This is a genomic window from Streptomyces sp. NPDC057486, assembly GCF_042802415.1.
GTDB lineage: Bacteria > Actinomycetota > Actinomycetes > Streptomycetales > Streptomycetaceae > Streptomyces > Streptomyces yanii.
Map to the genome: position 1 here is coordinate 1 of NZ_JBHVEE010000004.1, position 19865 is coordinate 19865.

18 protein-coding genes are annotated in these 19865 nt (G+C 69.4%); 9 read left to right on the forward strand and 9 right to left on the reverse strand.

Annotated elements, in window-relative coordinates:
* On the reverse strand, positions 1-365 hold a 365-nt coding region (locus tag ACFU6I_RS03500), incomplete at its 3' end, for an electron transfer flavoprotein subunit beta/FixA family protein (RefSeq protein WP_384360921.1).
* Between the two features lie 108 nt (positions 366-473).
* Between ACFU6I_RS03500 and ACFU6I_RS03505 the strand changes: the two genes are divergently transcribed.
* Both ACFU6I_RS03505 and ACFU6I_RS03510 read left to right on the forward strand, forming a co-directional pair.
* A complete protein-coding gene (locus ACFU6I_RS03505; RefSeq protein WP_384360923.1) occupies positions 474-1181 on the forward strand; it encodes a TetR family transcriptional regulator in 708 nt (235 codons plus the stop codon).
* Positions 1182-1317: 136 nt separating this feature from the next.
* On the forward strand, positions 1318-1686 hold the full coding sequence (locus ACFU6I_RS03510; RefSeq protein ID WP_384361248.1) for a Zn-ribbon domain-containing OB-fold protein: 369 nt from the start codon (positions 1318-1320) through the stop codon (positions 1684-1686).
* Between the two features lie 345 nt (positions 1687-2031).
* On the opposite strand, the gene ACFU6I_RS03515 is transcribed toward ACFU6I_RS03510, so the two are convergent.
* On the reverse strand, positions 2032-2547 hold the full coding sequence (locus tag ACFU6I_RS03515) for a MarR family winged helix-turn-helix transcriptional regulator (RefSeq protein WP_384360925.1): 516 nt from the start codon (positions 2545-2547) through the stop codon (positions 2032-2034).
* Positions 2548-2664: 117 nt separating this feature from the next.
* Here ACFU6I_RS03515 and ACFU6I_RS03520 point away from each other — a divergent pair, with 117 nt between their 5' ends.
* The 6 genes from ACFU6I_RS03520 (at position 2665) to ACFU6I_RS03545 (ending at position 7780) form a co-directional block, all read left to right on the forward strand.
* Positions 2665-3084: an organic hydroperoxide resistance protein gene (locus ACFU6I_RS03520; protein ID WP_384360928.1), complete on the forward strand. Its 420-nt coding sequence runs from the start codon at positions 2665-2667 to the stop codon at positions 3082-3084.
* 650 nt (positions 3085-3734) lie between these two features.
* Positions 3735-5453, forward strand: a complete 1719-nt coding sequence (gene ctaD / locus ACFU6I_RS03525) for a cytochrome c oxidase subunit I (RefSeq protein ID WP_384361251.1) — start codon at positions 3735-3737, stop codon at positions 5451-5453.
* Between the two features lie 25 nt (positions 5454-5478).
* Positions 5479-5823: a hypothetical protein gene (locus ACFU6I_RS03530; protein ID WP_384360931.1), complete on the forward strand. Its 345-nt coding sequence runs from the start codon at positions 5479-5481 to the stop codon at positions 5821-5823.
* Positions 5824-5956: 133 nt separating this feature from the next.
* Positions 5957-7318, forward strand: a complete 1362-nt coding sequence (locus tag ACFU6I_RS03535; protein WP_384360934.1) for an NAD(P)/FAD-dependent oxidoreductase — start codon at positions 5957-5959, stop codon at positions 7316-7318.
* A gap of 45 nt (positions 7319-7363) precedes the next feature.
* Positions 7364-7489 (forward strand): hypothetical protein, encoded by a 126-nt coding sequence (locus ACFU6I_RS03540; protein ID WP_384360936.1) that lies wholly within the window; start codon positions 7364-7366, stop codon positions 7487-7489.
* 39 nt (positions 7490-7528) lie between these two features.
* Positions 7529-7780, forward strand: coding sequence for a VOC family protein (locus ACFU6I_RS03545; protein ID WP_384360938.1), 252 nt, complete (start codon positions 7529-7531; stop codon positions 7778-7780).
* A gap of 108 nt (positions 7781-7888) precedes the next feature.
* Here ACFU6I_RS03545 and ACFU6I_RS03550 read toward each other — a convergent pair whose 3' ends face one another.
* From ACFU6I_RS03550 to ACFU6I_RS03565, 4 genes are all read right to left on the reverse strand, one after another.
* Complete coding sequence (locus tag ACFU6I_RS03550; protein WP_384360941.1) at positions 7889-8767, reverse strand: sigma-70 family RNA polymerase sigma factor; 879 nt, start codon at positions 8765-8767, stop codon at positions 7889-7891.
* A gap of 164 nt (positions 8768-8931) precedes the next feature.
* Positions 8932-9930 (reverse strand): aldo/keto reductase family protein, encoded by a 999-nt coding sequence (locus tag ACFU6I_RS03555; RefSeq protein ID WP_384360943.1) that lies wholly within the window; start codon positions 9928-9930, stop codon positions 8932-8934.
* A 72-nt stretch (positions 9931-10002) separates the two neighbouring features.
* Positions 10003-11142 (reverse strand): transcription termination factor Rho, encoded by a 1140-nt coding sequence (gene rho, locus ACFU6I_RS03560; protein WP_384360945.1) that lies wholly within the window; start codon positions 11140-11142, stop codon positions 10003-10005.
* 311 nt (positions 11143-11453) lie between these two features.
* The gene (locus ACFU6I_RS03565) at positions 11454-12470 is read right to left on the reverse strand and encodes a hypothetical protein (RefSeq protein ID WP_384360948.1); all 1017 of its coding nucleotides are present in this window, start codon (positions 12468-12470) and stop codon (positions 11454-11456) included.
* Positions 12471-12644: 174 nt separating this feature from the next.
* On the opposite strand from ACFU6I_RS03565, the gene ACFU6I_RS03570 reads away from it, so the two are divergent.
* Positions 12645-14432, forward strand: a complete 1788-nt coding sequence (locus tag ACFU6I_RS03570) for a helix-turn-helix domain-containing protein (RefSeq protein ID WP_384360951.1) — start codon at positions 12645-12647, stop codon at positions 14430-14432.
* 18 nt (positions 14433-14450) lie between these two features.
* Here the strand turns inward: ACFU6I_RS03570 and meaB are convergent, their stop codons facing one another.
* Genes meaB through mutA form a run of 3 tightly spaced genes read right to left on the reverse strand, consistent with a single transcriptional unit; the run spans position 14451 to position 19522 of the window.
* The gene (gene meaB / locus ACFU6I_RS03575; protein ID WP_384360954.1) at positions 14451-15449 is read right to left on the reverse strand and encodes a methylmalonyl Co-A mutase-associated GTPase MeaB; all 999 of its coding nucleotides are present in this window, start codon (positions 15447-15449) and stop codon (positions 14451-14453) included.
* A gap of 12 nt (positions 15450-15461) precedes the next feature.
* On the reverse strand, positions 15462-17663 hold the full coding sequence (gene scpA / locus ACFU6I_RS03580) for a methylmalonyl-CoA mutase (RefSeq protein WP_384360956.1): 2202 nt from the start codon (positions 17661-17663) through the stop codon (positions 15462-15464).
* Positions 17663-19522, reverse strand: a complete 1860-nt coding sequence (gene mutA, locus ACFU6I_RS03585; protein WP_384360959.1) for a methylmalonyl-CoA mutase small subunit — start codon at positions 19520-19522, stop codon at positions 17663-17665. The genes scpA and mutA overlap by 1 nt, the downstream gene beginning before the upstream one ends.
* Positions 19523-19865: the final 343 nt, after the last annotated feature.

Below are 19865 nucleotides of genomic sequence, written 5' to 3' on the forward strand. Positions count from 1 at the left end.
GACGCCATACCGCAGATCACCAGGTCGTAACCCGTCTTCTCGACCGCCCTCGCCAGCACCAGCGACGTACCGATCACATCCGTACCGTGCAGACCCTCGTCCTCGACATGAACCGCCTTGTCCGCACCCATCGACAGCGCCTTGCGCAACGCGTCCTTGGCATCCTCCGGACCCACCGTCACCACAGTGATCTCCGCGTCGTCCGCCTCATCGGCGATCTGCAGCGCCTGCTCCACCGCGTACTCGTCGAGCTCCGACAACAGACCGTCCACATCCTCACGGTCCAGCGTCAGATCATCAGCGAAGTGCCGGTCACCAGTGGCATCGGGCACATACTTCACACAGACAACGATCCTCAAGCTCACGCCGGCTCTCCTACCTGGGTGTGGGTCCTGAAGTGACCATATGGCACTCAGTACCCTCTGTAAAGGTACGTAGTGTCGAACGGTCGGTATTGGTGTTAGGTTCCGGGCATGACCGAGGCGCGCAGACCAGTGAAGAAACCTCCCATGCGGGAGGTGCTCGCCGAAGCGGCGTTCCAGCTCTTCCTGGAACGGGGCTTCGAGCGGACCACCGTGGACGACATCGTTGCGCGGGCCGGGGTCGGACGGCGTTCCTTCTTCCGGTACTTCCCCTCCAAGGAGGACGTGGTCTTCCCCGACCACGAGCGCTGCCTCGCCGACATGACGGCGCTTCTGGAGGCGGCCGACGACGGCGACCCGGTGAGCAATGTGTGCGATGCAGCCCGGCTCGTCCTGCGGATGTATGCGGCGAATCCGGAGTTCTCGGTCCAGCGCTACCACCTCACACGGGAGGTTCCCGGCCTGCGTACCTACGAGTTGTCCGTGGTGCGCCGCTACGAACGGACGATGGCCGAATACCTGCGGGGTCGCTACGTCGGCACTCCGGACGGCCCGCTGCACGCCGAGGTGATCGCTGCTGCCGTGGTCGCCGCGCACAACAACGGCCTGCGGTCGTGGCTGCGTTTGGGTGGCGAAGGTGACGCCGAGGCCGCGGTGGATCATGCCCTCGGTGTCGTGCAGGAAGTCTGGGGGGCGAAGGCCGCAGGCACCGCGGGGCCGACCGCGGACGACGACGAGGTCGTCGTGGTGGTCGCCTCCAGGAGCACGCCGATGTGGCGTGTGGTGCAGAGGATCGAGTCGGCTCTCACCGAGGACTGATCACAGAGAAGGAACTCAGTACCTTTACGTCCCGACACTCAGTGCCATACGATGCGCGTGCGTCTGTGTCGAGTCACGACGCTGACGCACCGAGCCGAGTTCAGGGGGTCGAGACGTGTCCCACTCCGTTTCAGCGATCGGTGCCGCACCAGCGGCGCAAGGTGAAACCGGACTGATCCATCAGCTCTGCCGCTGGTGCGGCACCGCGTCCTTCAGGCGGCTTCTGTGCCCAGTGTGCGCGTCGAGCGATCTGGATTCCGTACGCAGTGACGGCCTCGGCGTCGTCGTACGGACCAGCGTGGTGCACCGCTACACAGAGGCGGCACGCAACGAGTCCCTCGTCCGGCTGCCCGAAGGGTTCGTGTTCCGGTGCCGTGTCGTGGGCGCCGCGCCGCACCTGGTGCACGTCGGCGCGCGCGTGCGACCCGTGGCGGAAGCTGCCCCGGAGACGGGTGAGATCGTCCTCGAACTCTGCGACCCCGGTGCGTATGCCGAATGGCGGTAGGCCGGTCCCGAGGCAACCGGACGGCGATGTACGAGGAGTTCAAGGAACCGCTTCACGTGCCCCCGCCGCTGCGGCGCGTGGTTGCCGCGGGCGCCCAGTGTGTGAGCTCCCCTAGGGCGGGCGTCGGAAGTCCCGCCGTCCGCCCGAAGGGTGGGCCCGGCGGCGTCCGGTGCGTGCGACTCGGGGTCGCCGTGGCCTTTTACGCTGTGCTCGCAGATGCCGGCCATCGCCGCATGGGCGCCCGGCACGGGCCTGCACAGTGGATCGGGGGGGTTGTCCGGCCGTGATCCACCAGGCGATCCGGGCGTGTTCGGGAGGTCCTGTCCGCCTGCTCGCTGTGCGGCGCTATCCCTCGAATGCTCCGTCGGCGCAGCTCGGGTTCTCTTCCAGTACCGCTGCGTCCAGCGCTGCTGTGAGGCGGTTGAGGCGAGCCTGAAGATCGGTGATTTCTTCGAGACCGAAGCCGGTTGCCGCGGCGATCCGGCGGGGGACGGCGAGCGCCCGCTCGCGCAGGGCGGCGCCCTCGTCGGTGAGGTCGATGTGCACCGAGCGCTCGTCCTCGGCGCTGCGCTCGCGCCGTACCAGGCCCGCCGCCTCCAAGCGCTTGAGCAGCGGCGACAGCGTGCCGGAGTCCAGCCGCAGATACTTGCCCAGCTTCTTCACCGGCAGTTCCCCGTGCTCCCAGAGCGCCAGCATCACCAGGTACTGAGGGTAGGTGAGCCCGAGGTCCTTGAGGAGGACGCGGTAGACGCCGCCGAAGGCGCGTGAGGCGGCGTTCAGGGAGAAGCAGATCTGCTGGTCGAGGCGGAGGTAGTCGGCCTCGGGCGGGGCTTCGCGGCTCGGGCCGGGCGTGAAGGTCATGAATCCAGAGTACCCCCGCGAGCCATTCAATTGTGCACAACTTAATTGTGTGCTTTCCTGGTGGGGAAGCGGGCGGACAGCGCCGCTGGAACATGACTTTCGAGAAGGATGGTTTCCATGGAAGCGCTCTACACCGCCGTTGCCACCGCCACCGCCACCCACGGCCGCGAGGGCCGCGCCGTCACCCCCGACGGCAAGCTGGATCTGCAGCTGGCCATTCCGGTGGAGATGGGTGGGAGCGGCCAGGGCACGAACCCTGAGCAGCTGTTCGCCGCCGGTTATGCGGCCTGCTTCGCGAGTGCCCTGGGCCTCGTCGGTCGGCAGGCCAAGGTCGATGTCAGCGACGCCGCCGTGACCGGCGAAGTCGGCATCGGCAAGCTGGGGGAGGGTTTCGGTCTCGCGGTCACGCTGCGCGTGGAGCTGCCCGGGACCGTCGACGAGGCCACCGGCCGCAAGCTGGTCGAGCAGGCTCACCAGGTCTGCCCCTATTCCAACGCGACTCGCGGCAACATCCCGGTCGAGCTCGTCATCGAGTAGGGGACTGCGGGCGGAGCAGGGCCGACGTCCGGGGTCAGGCCCCCTCCGCCGGCTCCACGTCTCTCCCCGCCGCTTCCTCGGGCGGAGCGGGGTGCTCGCCTCGGGGCGCCGCCGCGACCGAGGGTGGCCCTCCAGGTCGGAGCCGGAGAGGCGGGCCCGCCGGCCGGCGTCGATCCGCCGGGCACCCTCCGAGGCCGGTTGACGCCCTGTACGGGCAGACGCTGACCGGGGCATCGACACCTGCCCACTCAGCTCTGCGTGGGCCGCGTCATGGGGAGCAACGGATTCTCACGGAAGCTGAGTTGAGGACGTGTGACATCGACGGCGCCGGATGCCCGGCCGACGGTGACGCCCGTGCCGCCGGATGCCGGAGCGCACACGGCTGCGAATGCCCCGGCCGCCCCTTGGTACCGCAGGGGCCATGGCTGATCCGGACCGGACACCGCGGCGGTTCGGCGCACCCTGATGGGTGAATGTCACGCCACGGTGGGCGCCGGGCAGCCCACGTCGGTCCCGTGGCTGGTTTGCTGCATCAGGGGACTGGCGTGACGCGCCGGGGGACCTGTCGGCCGCCCTGGTGGGAGCGGTGCCCCGCCGGGTGTCGAGTCCACCCGCGAAGGACCGATCGAAGGAGCGTCGTAGTGACGACGATGGGCACAGCTGGGGCGGACGAGGCAGACGAGTCGTACGCGAACGAGCTGCCGGTACGGAGCAAGGAACCGGGCAATGTGGTCGTCAGGTGGATGACCACCACCGATCACAAGACCATCGGCACGTTGTACCTGGTCACCTCGTTCGCGTTCTTCGTCGTCGGCGGCGTGATGGCACTCATCATGCGCGCCGAGCTGGCCCGCCCCGGCACGCAGATCGTCTCGAACGAGCAGTACAACCAGTTGTTCACGATGCACGGCACGATCATGCTGCTGATGTTCGCGACGCCGCTGTTCGCCGGGTTCACGAACTGGATCATGCCGCTGCAGATCGGCGCGCCCGACGTGGCGTTCCCGCGGCTGAACATGTTCGCGTACTGGCTGTACCTCTTCGGCTCGATCATCGCCGTGGCAGGCTTCCTGACTCCGGCGGGGGCGGCGGACTTCGGCTGGTTCGCCTACTCCCCGCTGACCGACGCGGTCCATTCGCCCAGCATCGGCAGCGACCTGTGGATCATGGGACTGGCCTTCTCCGGCTTCGGCACGATCCTCGGTTCGGTCAACTTCATCACCACGATCATCTGCATGCGCGCACCCGGCATGACGATGTTCCGGATGCCGATCTTCGTGTGGAACGTCCTGCTGACCGCTGTGCTGGTCCTGCTGGCCTTCCCGGTGCTGGCGGCGGCCCTGCTGGTCCTGGAGGCGGACCGCAAGTTCGGGGCGCACGTCTTCGAGGCGGCCAATGGTGGCGCGCTGCTCTGGCAACACCTCTTCTGGTTCTTCGGCCATCCGGAGGTGTACATCATCGCGCTGCCGTTCTTCGGAATCGTTTCCGAAATCATTCCCGTATTCAGCCGCAAACCGATTTTTGGCTATATCGGTCTGATCTCCGCGACCATCGCCATCGCGGGCCTGTCGATCACCGTGTGGGCGCACCACATGTTCGTCACCGGCGGCGTGCTGTTGCCGTTCTTTTCTTTCATGACGTTCCTGATCGCCGTGCCGACCGGGGTGAAGTTCTTCAACTGGATCGGCACGATGTGGAAGGGATCGTTGTCCTTCGAGACTCCGATGCTCTGGTCCATCGGTTTTCTGGTGACGTTCCTCTTCGGTGGTCTGACCGGCGTCATCCTGGCCTCGCCGCCGTTGGACTTCCATGTCTCGGACTCGTACTTCGTCGTCGCGCACTTCCACTACGTGGTGTTCGGCACCGTGGTCTTCGCGATGTTCGCCGGATTCCATTTCTGGTGGCCGAAGTTCACCGGCAAGATGCTGGACGAGCAGCTCGGCAAGATCACGTTCTGGACGCTGTTCGTGGGGTTCCACGGCACGTTCCTGGTACAGCACTGGCTCGGTGCCGAGGGCATGCCGCGTCGTTACGCGGACTACCTCGCCGCCGACGGGTTCACCGCGCTGAACACGGTCTCGACGATCTCCTCGTTCCTGCTCGGACTGTCGCTGCTGCCGTTCTTCTACAACGTGTGGAAGACCGCCAAGTACGGCAAGAAGATCGAGGTCGACGACCCGTGGGGCTACGGCCGTTCGCTGGAGTGGGCGACCTCCTGCCCGCCCCCGCGGCACAACTTCCTCACCCTGCCGCGGATCCGCTCCGAATCCCCGGCGTTCGACCTGCACCACCCCGCCGTACGCACCCTCGACCAGGCGCAGAACCGCCCGCACATCGCCCCCGGGGGGCCGGGGCGGAATCCGGCGTGACGGAGCCCCGGTGAAAGGAGGATGAATGGACGAGGACAAGGACAGCACCGCCCGCGGTCTGGCACAGATGGAGGGCTACCTGCTGTGGAACGCCGAGGTCGAGGAGGCGCGCAGGCGGGCTGCCCGGTTCACCGGGGAGCTGCCCTGGCTCACCACGGCCCAGCGTGAGGACGTGGAACGCGTCTACACGGCGGAGCGGGTCGACGCATCCCGGGCGATGCTGTCCCGGATCTCGGCCCGCGCCATGGAACTGCGCGGCGAGTACAACGACCGCTACGGCGCGCTCAGAGCACGCTGCGTCGCGACCGCCGTCGTCACCGCATGCGCGGTCAGCTGCACCTGCGCAGCCCTCACCCTGCTGACCCGCTGACTCCGTGCCGTCGTCCGTTCCGCCGCCCTCAGCGGGCGAAGTCGGCCGCGGTTCGTGAGGATGAGGGGTGATGGGCGCGTGTGACCGGGCAGGAGTACGGGCGACCGCGCAGACCCGAGAAGGGACGAACACCGTGGCACGACCCAGGATTCTCGTCGTCGGCGCCGGATTCGGCGGGGTCGAGTGTGTACGCCGACTGGAGCGCCGACTCAACCCCGGCGAGGCGGACATCGCGCTCGTCGCCCCGAATTCCTACCAGCTCTACCTGCCACTGCTGCCCCAGGTGGCCGCGGGCGTCCTCACCCCGCAATCGGTCGCGGTGTCGCTGCGCCGCAGCCGCCGGCACCGCACCCGGATCATCCCCGGCGGAGCGATCGGCGTGGACCCGAAGGCGAAGATCTGCGTCATCCGTAAGATCACCGACGAGATCGTCGACGAACCGTACGACTACATCGTCCTCGCCCCCGGCAGCGTCACCCGTACGTTCGACATCCCGGGGCTGCTCGACAACGCCCGCGGCATGAAGACGCTGGCCGAGGCCGCCTATGTACGCGACCATGTGATCGCCCAGCTCGACCTGGCGGACGCCAGCCACGACGAGGAGGAACGGGCCTCCCGGCTGCAGTTCGTCGTCGTCGGCGGCGGCTACGCGGGCACCGAGACCGCAGCGTGTCTGCAGCGGATCACCATGAACGCCGTAAGGCAGTACCCCCGGCTCGACCCGAAGCTCATCAAGTGGCACTTGGTGGACATCGCCCCGAAGCTGATGCCCGAGCTGGGGGACAAGCTCGGGCTCAGCGCCCTGGCAGTCCTGCGCGAGCGTGGCATCGAGGTATCGCTCGGCGTTTCCGTCGCCGAAGCCGGACCGGACAAGGTGACACTCACCGACGGCCGCGAACTGCCCTGCCGCACCTTGATCTGGACGGCCGGTGTCACCGCGAGCCCGCTGGTCGCCACCTTCGACGCCGAAACGGTACGGGGCCGGCTGGCAGTGACACCCGAGATGACCCTGCCGGGGTTCGAGGGCGTCTTCGCGCTCGGCGATGCCGCCGCCGTCCCGGATCTGATCAAGGGTGACGGCGCGGTCTGCCCGCCCACCGCACAGCACGCCATGCGCCAGGGACGCAGGCTCGCCGACAACCTGATCGCGACGCTGCGCCACCAGCCGCTGAAGCCGTACGTCCACAGGGACCTCGGGCTCGTCGTGGACCTCGGCGGCAAGGACGCGGTCTCCAAGCCGCTCGGTATCGAGATGCACGGCATCACCGCGCAGGCCGTGGCCCGTGGCTATCACTGGTCGGCGCTGCGCACCAATGTGGCCAAGGCCCGGGTCATGACCAACTGGATGCTCAACGCGATCGCCGGTGACGACTTCGTACGCACCGGATTCCAGGCCAGGCAGCCCGCCACGCTGCGCGACTTCGAGTACACGGACGCCTATCTCACGCCGGCACAGGTCCGTGAGCACACGGCGTCGATGACCGCCCGCGGCTGATTTCGGAATTCCTCATCGGGTCCGGTCACATTCCTCCGGCGGCGCGTGTCACAGCACCGACGGACGGAGTTCCGTCGCTGTGACAGACAGCAGGTCACGCGACACGAGGAGCACGCCATGACCGCAGGCATCGAGACGATCATCCACCCCGTCAAGGGCCTGGCCGGGTGAGAGTCCCTGTTCAACACCTTGCTGGGGGCGGAGCCCGTGATGGACGAGCCGTACTGCGTCGGCTACCGGGTCGCCGGTCAGGACATCGGTCTGGACCCCCACGGCCACAGCAAGGGGATGACCGGTCCGCTCGCCCATCGGCACGTGGACGACATCGAGGCCGACGTGAAGAAGCTCCTCGAAGCGGGTGCGGAGACCGTGCAGGCGATCCAGGACGTCGGCGGAGGCAGGCTCACCGCCTCGCTGAAGGACGCGGACGGCAATGTGATCGGCCTCATCCAGCCCGCCTGAGTCCCGAGGTCCCGTTGCCGAACCGCTTCCGCGGGCGACGACGGATGTTCGGCGACAGGCCCTGGGCCCGCTGCTCCGACGGAACAGCGGGCCCAGCCGGCCGGGCGCTCAGGCGTCGAGGATCCGCACATCCATCCGGTCGACGTGATCGGCGTCGGCGAGGAGGTCGATCGAGACGATCCTGCCGTCCTCGACGGTGAAGTCGAAGACCACCCGCGGCTTCCCGGCCGAAGCCCGGACGGCGCCCGGAACACCGTCGACCAGCGCCGGCTGCGCCGCCCCGGCACGCCCCGAGAAGGTGTCGGCGACCGCCCGGGCCCCGACGGCCGCGGCCGCGCCCGACAGGGCGGCCGCTGCGTCGACGCGCAGGACGACGTCCGGGTCGAGCAGGGCCAGCAGCGCCTCGAAGTCGCCCTCGCGCGACGCGGCCAGGAACGCGTCGACGACTTCGCGACGGCGGGCGGGATCCGACCCGGGCGCCGGCATCGGCACGGTGCTCCGGACGCGTCGGCGCGCACGGTCGGCGAGCCGGCGGGTCGCGGCGGGGGTGCGTTCCACAATGGGGGCGATCTCGTCGAACGCCACGGCGAACATGTCGTGCAGCACGAACGCCAGGCGCTCCGCCGGCGAGAGCGTGTCGAGCACCACGAGCATCGCCAGTCCGACCGACTCGGTGAGCTCCGCCTGCTGTTCGGGACCGGTGCCGTCCCGGTGTCCCACGGCGGGTTCCGGCCGGTGCGTCTCCCAGGGGTTCTTACGTCGGGTGTCGCGGGTGCGCAGCATGTTGAGCGACACGCGGGCGACCACCGTCGTGAGCCACCCACCGAGGTTCTCCACCCCTTCGGCGTCGGTGCGGGTGAGCCGCAGCCAGGTTTCCTGGACGGCGTCGTCCGCCTCGGCCGCCGATCCGAGCATCCGGTAGGCCACCGCCCTGAGCCGGGGCCGGTGCTGCTCGAAGCGCCCCGCCAGAAGTTCCTGTTCGTCCATCGGTCACGTTCCTTGCGTCGCGCAGTGTCGTACGTGTGACCCATGGGACCAGCACGTTGTGACCGGGGGCGCACGCCGACACACCGTCGGAACGCCCGGGACGAGGAGGGCGGGGTCACCCGGACGGTGAGCCCGGTCCTCCCCGTCGCGGGTGACCGGTCGACTCAGTCGTTGCCCCCGTGGCCCGCGGTCAGCGCCGGGTTCCGTTCCACCACCGGCTCCAGAACGTCGTCGATGGCCTTGAGGAGGTCCGCGTCGAACGTCACGCCCGCCGCCTTCGCGTTCTCCGTGACCTGCTCGGGCCGGGAGGCGCCGATGATCGCGGCGGAGACGTTGGAGTTCTGCAGCACCCAGGCGACGGCCAGCTGCGCAAGGCTCAGACCGGCTTCGTCGGCGAGCGGCCGCAACTGCTGGACGCGCTCCAGGACGTCGTCGCGGAGCCACCCGGCGACGAAGTCCGCACCGCCCTTCTCATCGGTCGCCCGCGAACCGGCCGGAGGCTGCGCCCCCGGCTTGTACTTGCCGGTCAGCACGCCCTGGGCGATCGGCGACCAGACGATCTGACCGACGCCGAGCTCCTCGGAGGCGGGTACCACCTCGGTCTCGATGACCCGCCACAGCGCCGAGTACTGCGGCTGGTTGGAGATGAACGGAACGTTCAGCTCGCGGGCCAGCCGGTGTCCGGCGCGCAGTTGGTCGGCCGTCCATTCGGAGACGCCGATGTAGAGGGCCTTGCCGGAGCGGACCACGTCGGCGAACGCCTCCATGGTCTCCTCCAGCGGCGTGGAGTGGTCGTAGCGGTGCGCCTGGTACAGGTCCACGTAGTCGGTCTGCAGTCGACGCAGGGAGTTGTCGATCGATTCGAGGATGTGCTTGCGGCCCAGGCCGCGGTCGTTCTGTCCCGGACCGGTCGGGAAGTAGACCTTGGTGAACACCTCGATGCCCTCGCGGCGCTGGTCCTTGAGCGCCCGGCCGAGGACGGACTCGGCGCGGGTCTCGGCGTAGACGTCCGCCGTGTCGAAAGTGGTGATTCCGGCGTCCAGGGCGGCGCGGATACAGGCGACGGCCGCCTCCTCCTCCACCTGGGAGCCGTGGGTGATCCAATTCCCGTAGGCGATCTCACTGATCGTCAGACCGCTGCGGCCGAGTCGGCGGAATTCCATGTGCCTGCTCTCCCTGTGCTGATACGTGAACACGTCATGCTATGCCGAGGGTTCTGCTTCCGCCGGGAAGGTTCAGGCGGCGGGGACGGTGCCGCGGATGCTGCGGAGGAACGTCGCGTTGTCGGGGGTCTGCCGGATCCTGTCCAGCAGCACTTCGAGGGTCGCCTGCGCGTCCCGGGTGTGCAGTGCGCCCCGGAGACCTCGGACGGCGGACAGTTCGGCGGCAGGGAGCAGCAGTTCCTCGCGGCGGGTGCCGGACTGCGGAATGTGCACGGCCGGGTATACCCGCTTGTCCGCCAGCGTGCGGTCCAGCCGGAGTTCCATGTTGCCGGTGCTCTTGAGCTCTTCGAAGAAGAAGTCGTCGGCGCGGGAACCGGTGTCCACCAGCGCCGTGGCGAGGATGGTCAGCGAGCCGCCCTCCTCGGTGAGCCGGGCGGCGCCGAAGAGCTGCTTGGGACCGAGCAGGGCAGTGGCGTCGACCCCACCGCTGAGGGTGCGGCCACCGGCGGTGGCGGCATTGTTGTGGGCCCGGCAGAGCCGGGTCAGCGAGTCGAGCAGGATCACGACGTCCTGCCCCTGCTCGACGAGCCGCTTCGCACGCTCCACCGCGAGTCCGGCGAGTGCGATGTGCTCCTTCGCGGGCCGGTCGAAAGTCGAGGCGAGCACGTCACCCCGCACGGAACGGCGCATGTCGGTGACCTCCTCGGGGCGTTCGTCGAGCAGCACCACCATCAGATGGCACTCGGGGTGGTTGGCCGCGACGGCGGCGGCGATCTGCTGCAGCAGCACGGTCTTTCCGGCCCTGGGCGGGGCGACGATCAGCCCGCGCTGTCCCTTGCCGACCGGGGCGACGAGATCGACGACGCGCGTCGCCGGACTGCCGCCTGGCGTCTCCAGGCGCAGCCGCTGCCGGGGGTGGAGGGGGGTGAGATCGGCGAAGTGCGGCCGGTCGCGCAGCGCCTGCGGGGTGCGTCCGTTCACGCGCTCGGCCGCTGTGAGGGAGCGGGCCCGGTCGCAGGGTCCCTCGACGAGATCGCCCCTGCGCAGGCCGTACCGGCGGACGAGGCCGGCGGACACCTGCACGTCGGCGGGGGACGGGTTGCCGCCGTCGGTGCGCAGGGCACCGTGCCCCTGGCGCGTGATGTCCAGGACACCGGTGACGGTGGTGGGGGTCGGTTGCTGGTCGAGGGAGCGTTCGAGTGTGGTGGTCATGCGGGGTGGTCCTTTCGCGGACATGGCGAACGAGGGGCCCGGCGGGTGTGAGGGGCGGTGTGATCACGCCCCGGACGGCGGGCAGGAAAAGTCCGTAGCGGACTGAAAGAAGGTGGTGCGGAAGGCTGCGCCGCCGGCCGGGAAGGACGGGAGGAACAGCATCAGAAAGGAGAACCGGCACCGGCGCCCGAAACCGGGGCGTACACACGTGCCATTCGCACTGTACCATCCGCCGGACGCGAATCGCGCCGGGAATACAGGAGGGGCGGTGGCCGCCCCGCAGCCACCGCCCCTGACCTGCTCATGCGCGCTCAGCCGCCGAGCGCATGCACCTCGTTGAGGATCGCCCGCATCTGCGGTCCCGACTTCTGTGCGTAGTCGCCGCCCGTGTACCCCCACCAGTCCCAGCAGCCCTGCGGGTTGCCGCGCAGCAGGCTGATGTCGGTCTGCGGGTACAGGATCACCAGTTTGTTGGTGTCCGCGTACTCGTTGAGATGGGACTCGCGGGCGAACCGGTCACCGACGAACGTGTTGTCGCTGAGGCAGCCGTGCAGCGCGACGACCAGCTTGCAGGCGGCCCCGGCCGCGCAGGAGTCGGGCGTGTAGAGGAAGCTGCTGCTGCCCATGCTGTACCACTGGGCCAGCCCGCCCGGCACGTACCGGTTCTGGTCGTGCCTGCTGATGGTGCCCGACTGCGTGGCGGCGGGTGCGTTCACCCGTCCCAGCCAGTGGCCGAGCATCTCGCCCTGCGGGTCGTTCCCGCAGTTGATCAGGAACGGGTAGAACGTGGTGCCGCAGCTCAGGGGGGCGTTCGGAGTGGGCCAGCCGTGCCCCGCGGGGTCGGTGTCGTGGTACGCGGTCCGGGCGCCGAAGTCCCGGTAGAACTGCACCCCTTCGTCGCTCACCGACGTCTGCACGAGGGGGTCCTTCGTGCCGTGGTACGTGTAGACGGGCTTGCCCGCGAGGTTCGACACCGGGTCGATCCGGCCTTCCGCCGACCAGCGCCGTGCGATCTGCTCGATGCCTTCCGGGTCGGTGGAGATCAAGCCCGTACCGCAGGCGACCAGGCCGACGACGATGCCGCCCTTGCCGCAGTAGTACGGACCCGCGGCGACAATGCCCGCGCCCTTGAACGTGCCCGAGTAGGCGACCTGCAGCTGCGAGGCCATGAAGCCGCCGGAGGAGATCCCGGTGACATAGGTGTCGGTGATGTCGAGGCGGGGGAGGCCCGGTTCACCCGCATGGGCGGGGGCGGTGAGTCCCAGGGCCGCGGCCAGTGCGGCCGCGAGGGTGACGGCGGCGGTGCGCAGGGAGCGGAACTTCATCATGCGCTCTCCTTCACTGTGGGGGGTTCGCTCGGGGAACGGAGACGGACGGGGCCATGGTTGGCCGTGCACCGCCCTCCGGGAAATGGAGGTGAGCCACGCCGTCGACGCCGATGAGTGGAGATTCTCTCCGTCGCGCGGGTGTCACTGCCGGAACGCTGCGGTATCACTGGCCGGGTGACGACGACTCGTACGACCGCCACCGCCGCTCTGCTCCGCCTGCTGTGCGAGGAAGCCGACGAGGCGGCGTTCCGCACGGTCGGCGCCGAACCGGAACTGGTCGGCGAAGCCCTGGAGATACGGTCCCGGCTTGCCGCTCACCGCCGCCGCGAGGCCGCGCTTGCCGGACTCTACGAGACCGCCGGCGACCTTGCCTCGCTGCGCGATCTGGAGGACGTCCTGCAGGCCATCGTGCGCCGCGCCCGCACCCTCGTCGGAACCGACGTCGCGTACCTGCTGCTCTCCGACCCGGAGGAGGGAGACACATACGTACGCGTCACCGACGGCATCACGACGGACGCCTTCAAGACCGGGAGACTCGCCGCAGGCACCGGTCTCGGCGGACTTGTCGCCGCGACCGCCGTGCCCTACCACACGGCCGACTACCCCAACGACGCCCGCTTCGAGCACACCACGTACGTGGACGGCGTCATCGGCGCCGAGGGGCTGGTGGCCATCCAGGGCGTGCCGCTGAAATTCGGTGATCAGGTGTACGGAGTGCTGTTCGCCGCCAACCGCAGGGTTCGGCCGTTCTCGCCCGAGGAGGTCGACCTGCTCATCTCCCTCGCCAACCACGCCGCTCTCGCCATCGAGAACGCCACCCTCTTCGAGGAGGTCCGCAAGACCGTCGCCGTCCATGAACGGCTCACCGCCGTCGCCCTCGACGGCGGCGGACCGAGGGGACTGGCCACGGCGCTCGCCGAGGTGCTGCGCGGCAGCGTCCTCGTCCTCGACGCACAGGACCGGCCACTCGCCGCAGCCGGCGCCGCACCACCCGAACGGTCAGCTCTCGTGGCGGAGATGGCACAGGCACGCGAGCGTCGCAGCTCCGCGGTACGCAGAACCGCTTGTGTCACCCCGATCGTTGCCGCCGACGAGCACCTCGGCACGCTGCTGTTCGTACGCGGAGGACTCGACTCCTCCGACATCCACGCCCTCGAACGGGCCGCGCAGGCAGCCGCGTTGATGCTGCTCGGCGAGCGCACGGTCGCCGAGGCGGAGCACCGGCTGCGCGGCGAGATCCTCGACGACCTGCTCGGTGCCCCGCACCGTGACCCCGAAGGGCTGCGCCGCCGGGCCGGGCTCGTCGGCCTCGACCTGGAGCGCGGCCACGTGGTGCTGGTGGTCCGTGGCGGGAACCACGGCAGACGCCGCCGCATCACGGAACTGGCGGGTGGTCATGCGGCCAGGTCCGGCGGTGTCGTGGGCGAGTACGGCGGCAACACCGTTGTGCTGCTGCCGGGCGCGGACGATCCCGGCGGCGCCGCCCGCACCCTCGCCGAAGCCCTGACCACCGCGACCGGACACCCCGTCACGGTCGGCGCGGAGCGGGCCGCACCCGGCGCCGCGGCTGTCGTCGAGGCACACCGCGACGCGGCCCGCTGTCTTGACGTACTGATCGCCCTGGACCGCGTCGGCGAGGGAGCCTGCCGCGAGGACCTCGGCATCCACGGCATCCTGCTGGGCCCCGCGGGCCGCGACGAACTCGACCGGTTCGTCCGCCGTACGATCGGCCCGCTGGTCGACCACGACGCGACCCGTGGCAGCGATCTCGTGCGGACCGCGCTCACCTACTTCACCTGCGACGGCAATCTGGGCCGTACCGCCACCGCTCTGTACGTCCACGTCAACACGCTCTACCAGCGCATCGACCGGATCTCGTCGCTCCTCGGCCCGCAGTGGCGCCACGGCGACCACGGGCTCCAGATCCACCTGGCCCTCACCATGCACCGCACGTCGGGGTGAGGGCCGAGGAATCGCGGATCAGCCGTTGCGCGCCTCGCCCCGGAACGCGGCGAGGATCTCCTCGGCGGCGAGGGTCGCCGTCAACTCGCCGTCGCGTACGCGTTGTTCGAGAGTCGGCGTGAGGGCGCGGACTTCGGGATGGCTGCGCAGACTGTCCAACAGCTCGTCCCGGACCATCGTCCAGGTCCAGTCGACCTGCTGCCCGCGCCGCTTGGCGGCGAGCCGCCCCGTCGAGTCCAGCAGCGCACGGTGCTGCTCCAGCCGCTCCCACAGGGTGTCGAGACCGGTTGATTCACGTGCGCTGCACGTCAGCACGGGGGGAGTCCACGCCGCGTCGGCAGGGTGCATCAGCCGCAGTGCGCCCGCCAGTTCACGGGCCGCCGCACGCGCGTCCCGCTCGTGCGGACCGTCGGCCTTGTTCACCGCGATGGCGTCCGCCAACTCGAGGACACCCTTCTTGATGCCCTGCAGCTGGTCACCGGTACGGGCCAGCGTGAGCAGCAGAAAGGTGTCGACCATCTGGGCCACGGCCGTCTCCGACTGGCCCACGCCGACCGTCTCCACCAGCACCACGTCGTAACCCGCGGCTTCCATCACCACGATGGACTCCCGGGTCGCCTTGGCCACCCCGCCCAGTGTCCCGGCGGTGGGGGAGGGGCGTACGTACGCCGCCGGATCGACCGCGAGCCGTTCCATCCTGGTCTTGTCGCCCAGGATGGAACCGCCGGTGCGGCTGGACGACGGATCGACCGCCAGCACCGCGACCCGGTGTCCGAGCCCGGTGAGCATCGTGCCGAGCGCGTCGATGAAGGTGGACTTACCGACCCCGGGCACCCCGCTGATCCCGATGCGCCGGGCGTTGCCGGACCGCGGCAGCAGCTCGCGGAGCAACTGCTGGGCCAGGGCCCGGTGATCGGGGCGGGTGGACTCGACGAGAGTGATGGCGCGCGCGATGTGCGCCCGCTTCCCGTCGAGCACCCCCTTCACATAGCTGTCGATATCGATCGTCGGAGCCATCGGGTCAGCGGCTCACAGCTCATGGCCGAGCGCGGCACCGAGGCGCGTCACCAGATCGAAGGCGGCGTCGGGGATCACCGTGCCGGGAGGGAACACGGCCGTCGCACCCGCCTCGTGCAGCGCCTCGACGTCCTGCGGCGGGATCACCCCGCCCACGACGATCATGATGTCGTCGCGGCCCTCGGCGGCCAGCTCCTCGCGGAGCGCCGGTACGAGGGTGAGATGTCCGGCCGCCAGCGAGGAGACACCCACGATGTGAACGTCCGCCTCGACCGCCTGCCGCGCCACCTCCGCCGGAGTCTGGAACAACGGGCCGACGTCGACGTCGAAGCCCAGGTCGGCGAAGGCCGTCGAGATCACTTTCTGACCCCGGTCGTGGCCGTCCTGGCCCATCTTGGCGACCAGGATGCGCGGACGGCGCCCCTCCGCCTCCTCGAACCGGTCGACCAGCGTCCGGGTACGGTCCACGGAAGGTGACTCCCCAGCCTCGTTGCGGTACACACCGGAGATCGTACGGATCTGGCCGGCGTGTCTCCCGTACACCTTCTCCAGAGCGTCCGAGATCTCGCCGACCGTGGCCATCGCGCGGGCCGCGTCGACCGCGAGCGCCAGCAGATTGCCGTCGAGACCCTGGCCGGGACCGCGCTCGGCAGCCGCCGTCAGTGCTCGCAGCGACGCCTGGCAGGCTCCCTCGTCGCGCTCCGCGCGCAGCCGCCGCAGCTTCTCGATCTGCTGGGCGCGCACCGAGGAGTTGTCGACCTTGAGCACATCGATCTGCTCATCGGTCTCCACCCGGTACTTGTTGACCCCGATCACCGGCTGCCGCCCGGAGTCGATCCGGGCCTGCGTGCGGGCCGCGGCCTCCTCCACCCGGAGCTTCGGGATGCCCGCGTCGATGGCCTGCGCCATCCCGCCCGCCGCCTCGACCTCCTCGATGTGCTGCCACGCCCGTCGCGCCAGGTCGTACGTCAGCTTCTCCACGTACGCGCTGCCGCCCCACGGGTCGATGACCCGGCCGGTACCCGACTCCTGCTGCAGCAGCAGCTGGGTGTTCCGGGCGATCCGCGCCGAGAAGTCCGTCGGCAACGCGAGGGCCTCGTCGAGGGCGTTGGTGTGCAGCGACTGCGTGTGCCCCTGGGTGGCGGCCATCGCCTCCACACAGGTCCGTGTGACGTTGTTGAACACGTCCTGCGCGGTGAGCGACCATCCCGATGTCTGCGAATGGGTGCGCAGCGACAGGGACTTGGCGTTCTTCGGGTCGAACTCCTTGACCAGCTTCGCCCAGAGCAGCCGGGCCGCCCGCAGCTTCGCGATCTCCATGAAGAAGTTCATGCCGATGGCCCAGAAGAAGGACAACCGCGGTGCGAACGCGTCGACATCGAGCCCGGCGTCCCGCCCGGCCCTCAGATACTCCACCCCGTCCGCGAGGGTGTACGCCAGCTCCAGGTCGGCCGTCGCACCCGCTTCCTGGATGTGATAGCCGGAAATGGAGATCGAGTTGTAGCGCGGCATCTTCCGCGAGGTGTACGCGAAGATGTCGGAGATGATCCGCATCGAGGGCTTCGGCGGATAGATGTAGGTGTTGCGGACCATGAACTCCTTGAGGATGTCGTTCTGAATGGTCCCGGCCAGCTTCTCGGGCGGTACGCCCTGCTCCTCGGCGGCCACGATGTACAGCGCGAGTACGGGGAGCACCGCGCCGTTCATCGTCATCGACACCGTCATACGGTCCAGCGGAATGCCGTCGAACAGCTGGCGCATGTCATAGATCGAGTCGATCGCCACGCCCGCCATGCCGACATCGCCGGTCACCCGCGGATGGTCGCTGTCGTAGCCGCGGTGGGTCGGCAGGTCGAAGGCGACGGAGAGTCCTTTCTGCCCCGCCGCGAGGTTGCGGCGGTAGAAGGCGTTGGACTCCTCAGCCGTGGAGAAACCCGCGTACTGCCGGATCGTCCAGGGCTGGTTGACGTACATCGTCGGGTAGGGGCCGCGCAGATACGGGGCCATACCGGGGTATGTGCCGAGGAAGTCGAGCCCTTCCAGGTCACGCCCGGTGTACAGCGGCTTGACCGGGATGCCCTCCGGCGTCTCCCACAGCAGATCGCCTTCGGGGTCGCCGGTGGACTCCTTCACCGCTGTGCGCCACTGGTCCTCGGACCCCTCGGCGCCGTTGCCCGGCCCGAGTTCGATGTCGGAGAAGTCGGGGATCCGCATTACGCCACACCCATACGGTCGAGAACGGAGGAGAGCACGGCCACCACATCGCAGCCCGCGAAGACGTACGCGTCGACGTCGGGATACTCGGCGGGACGGCCCGCGAGGAAGACCCGCTGCGCACCGGCCGCGCGCAGCGCCGAGGCCACGGCACCGGCCTGTTCGGCGTAGAGCGTGTCGCTGGAACAGAGCACCGCCACACCTGACCCACTGGCGGCGAAGGCTCCGGCGGCCGTCGACGCGTCCACCGACACCGGGTCGTGCACGGGCTCGATCCCGCCCGCCTGGAACAGGTTGGCGGCGAACGTGGCTCGCGCGGTGTGCGCAGACGCGGGTCCGAGCGCGGCGAGGAACACCCGTGGACGGCTGCCCGTCGCCGCCAGATGGGCGTCCGACCGTGCGCGAAGCGCCTCGAACGCCTCGTCACGACGGACCACGGGCAGACCGCTCGACGCGCCACCGGCGCCGGGAGCCGTCTCGCGCTCCAGCTGACGCTCCGCCAGCTGAGGGAACTCACTGACCCCGGTGATCGGCTCCTTGCGCCGCGCCAGATCCTTGCTGCGCGCCGCCCAGGTGGCCGCCAGCCGCTCGCCGACCAGGCCGGAGCCAAGCGCCGAGGCCTGGCCGCCCGCCCGCTCGATCTCCTGGAAGAACGCCCAGGCCGCGTCGGCGAGTTCGGATGTCAGTCGCTCCACGTACCACGATCCGCCCGCCGGGTCGATGACCCTGGCCAGATGCGACTCCTCCAGCAGGATCGTCGACGTATTGCGGGCGATGCGCCGGGCGAACGCGTCCGGCAGACCCAGCGCGTGATCGAACGGCAGCACGGTGACGGAGTCGGCACCGCCGACCCCCGCGCCCAGACACGCCAGCGTCGTCCGCAGCATGTTCACCCACGGATCGCGCCGTGTCATCATCACCGGCGACGTCACCGCGTGCTGACGCTGCGCACCGGCGCCCGGCGCCCCGCACACCTCGGCCACCCGCGCCCACAGCCGGCGTGCCGCCCGCAGCTTGGCGATGGTCAGGAACTGGTCGGCCGTCGCCGCGTACCGGAACTCCACCTGCGCGCAGGCCGCCTCGACGGAGAGCCCCGTCCCGGTCAGCGCACGCAGATAGGCCACACCCGTGGCCAGCGAACTGCCCAGTTCCTGGGCGGCCGAGCCACCGGCCTCGTGGTACGGCAGCGCGTCCACTGTCAGAGCCCGCAGCCCGGGGTACTCCTCCGCGCACCGCTTCGCCCAGTGCACGGCGGCCGTCGGATCCGGAGCGTCACCGCTGCGCGCCGCCTGCCCCAGCGGATCCGCGCCGAGACTGCCGTGCACCGATGCGGGGGCAACTCCGCGCGCCTGATACAGCCGGAGCAGTTCCGTTGCCGCGGCGTCGAGTTCACCGCCCGCGTCGATCGCGAGCGGAGCCAGATCGAGGTGGACACCTTCCAGCGCCCGCGCCAGACCGGACACCGGCACACCCGAGGTACCGCCGACGGTCAGCCACAGCGACGTGACACCGTTCTCCAGATCCGCGAGCACGGACTCGTTCAGCCGGGCCGGATCCGTCAGGCTGTGCCGCTGCCTCACGTCCCAGCCGCCTGCCGCGTTCCCCGCGGCCTTGCTGCCGCGGGTGAAGGGAGCGAAGCCCGGATATCCGGCATCGGGCGCGTCATCGCGCGAGGTGTAGAGAGGGCGGGTGATGAGCCCGTCCTCCACTGTGGTGGACAACGCTTCCTCGGCGGCCGAACCCGCGACATCCTTGCCCGACTTGCGCAGCACGCCTTCGACAAGGCTCTGCCACTGCTCATGGGCTGGATCAGGGAACTCGGCGGCCAACGAAAGCCCGTCAGCAGGCAGGACCGTCATGCCTGGATGCTAGGCGAAGGCTCAGATGAGCAGCAGGGGGACCGCCTGTGACCTTGCCCTCTCCCAACGCGCTTGATCCGGTACGGACAGTGGCGTAGCCGGAGGGCCGTCAAAACCCGGTGTTTCCTGGATCCATTCTGGTATGTGCGCCATGAACTCGCTTCCTGCATTGCAGCTGCGAGATCATTCTACGAATCGTGCCGCAGATGCGGTCCTCTTCGGTTGGGTGGGTGGTGCGCGTCTGCTGGGAGGCTTTCCCGATACGGCCCGCCACTGGGTGGACGCCGGAGGGGGCGCGACCCTTCGCCCTCTGTCCGGGGCGTCCACAGAGGTGGCCGCCGCG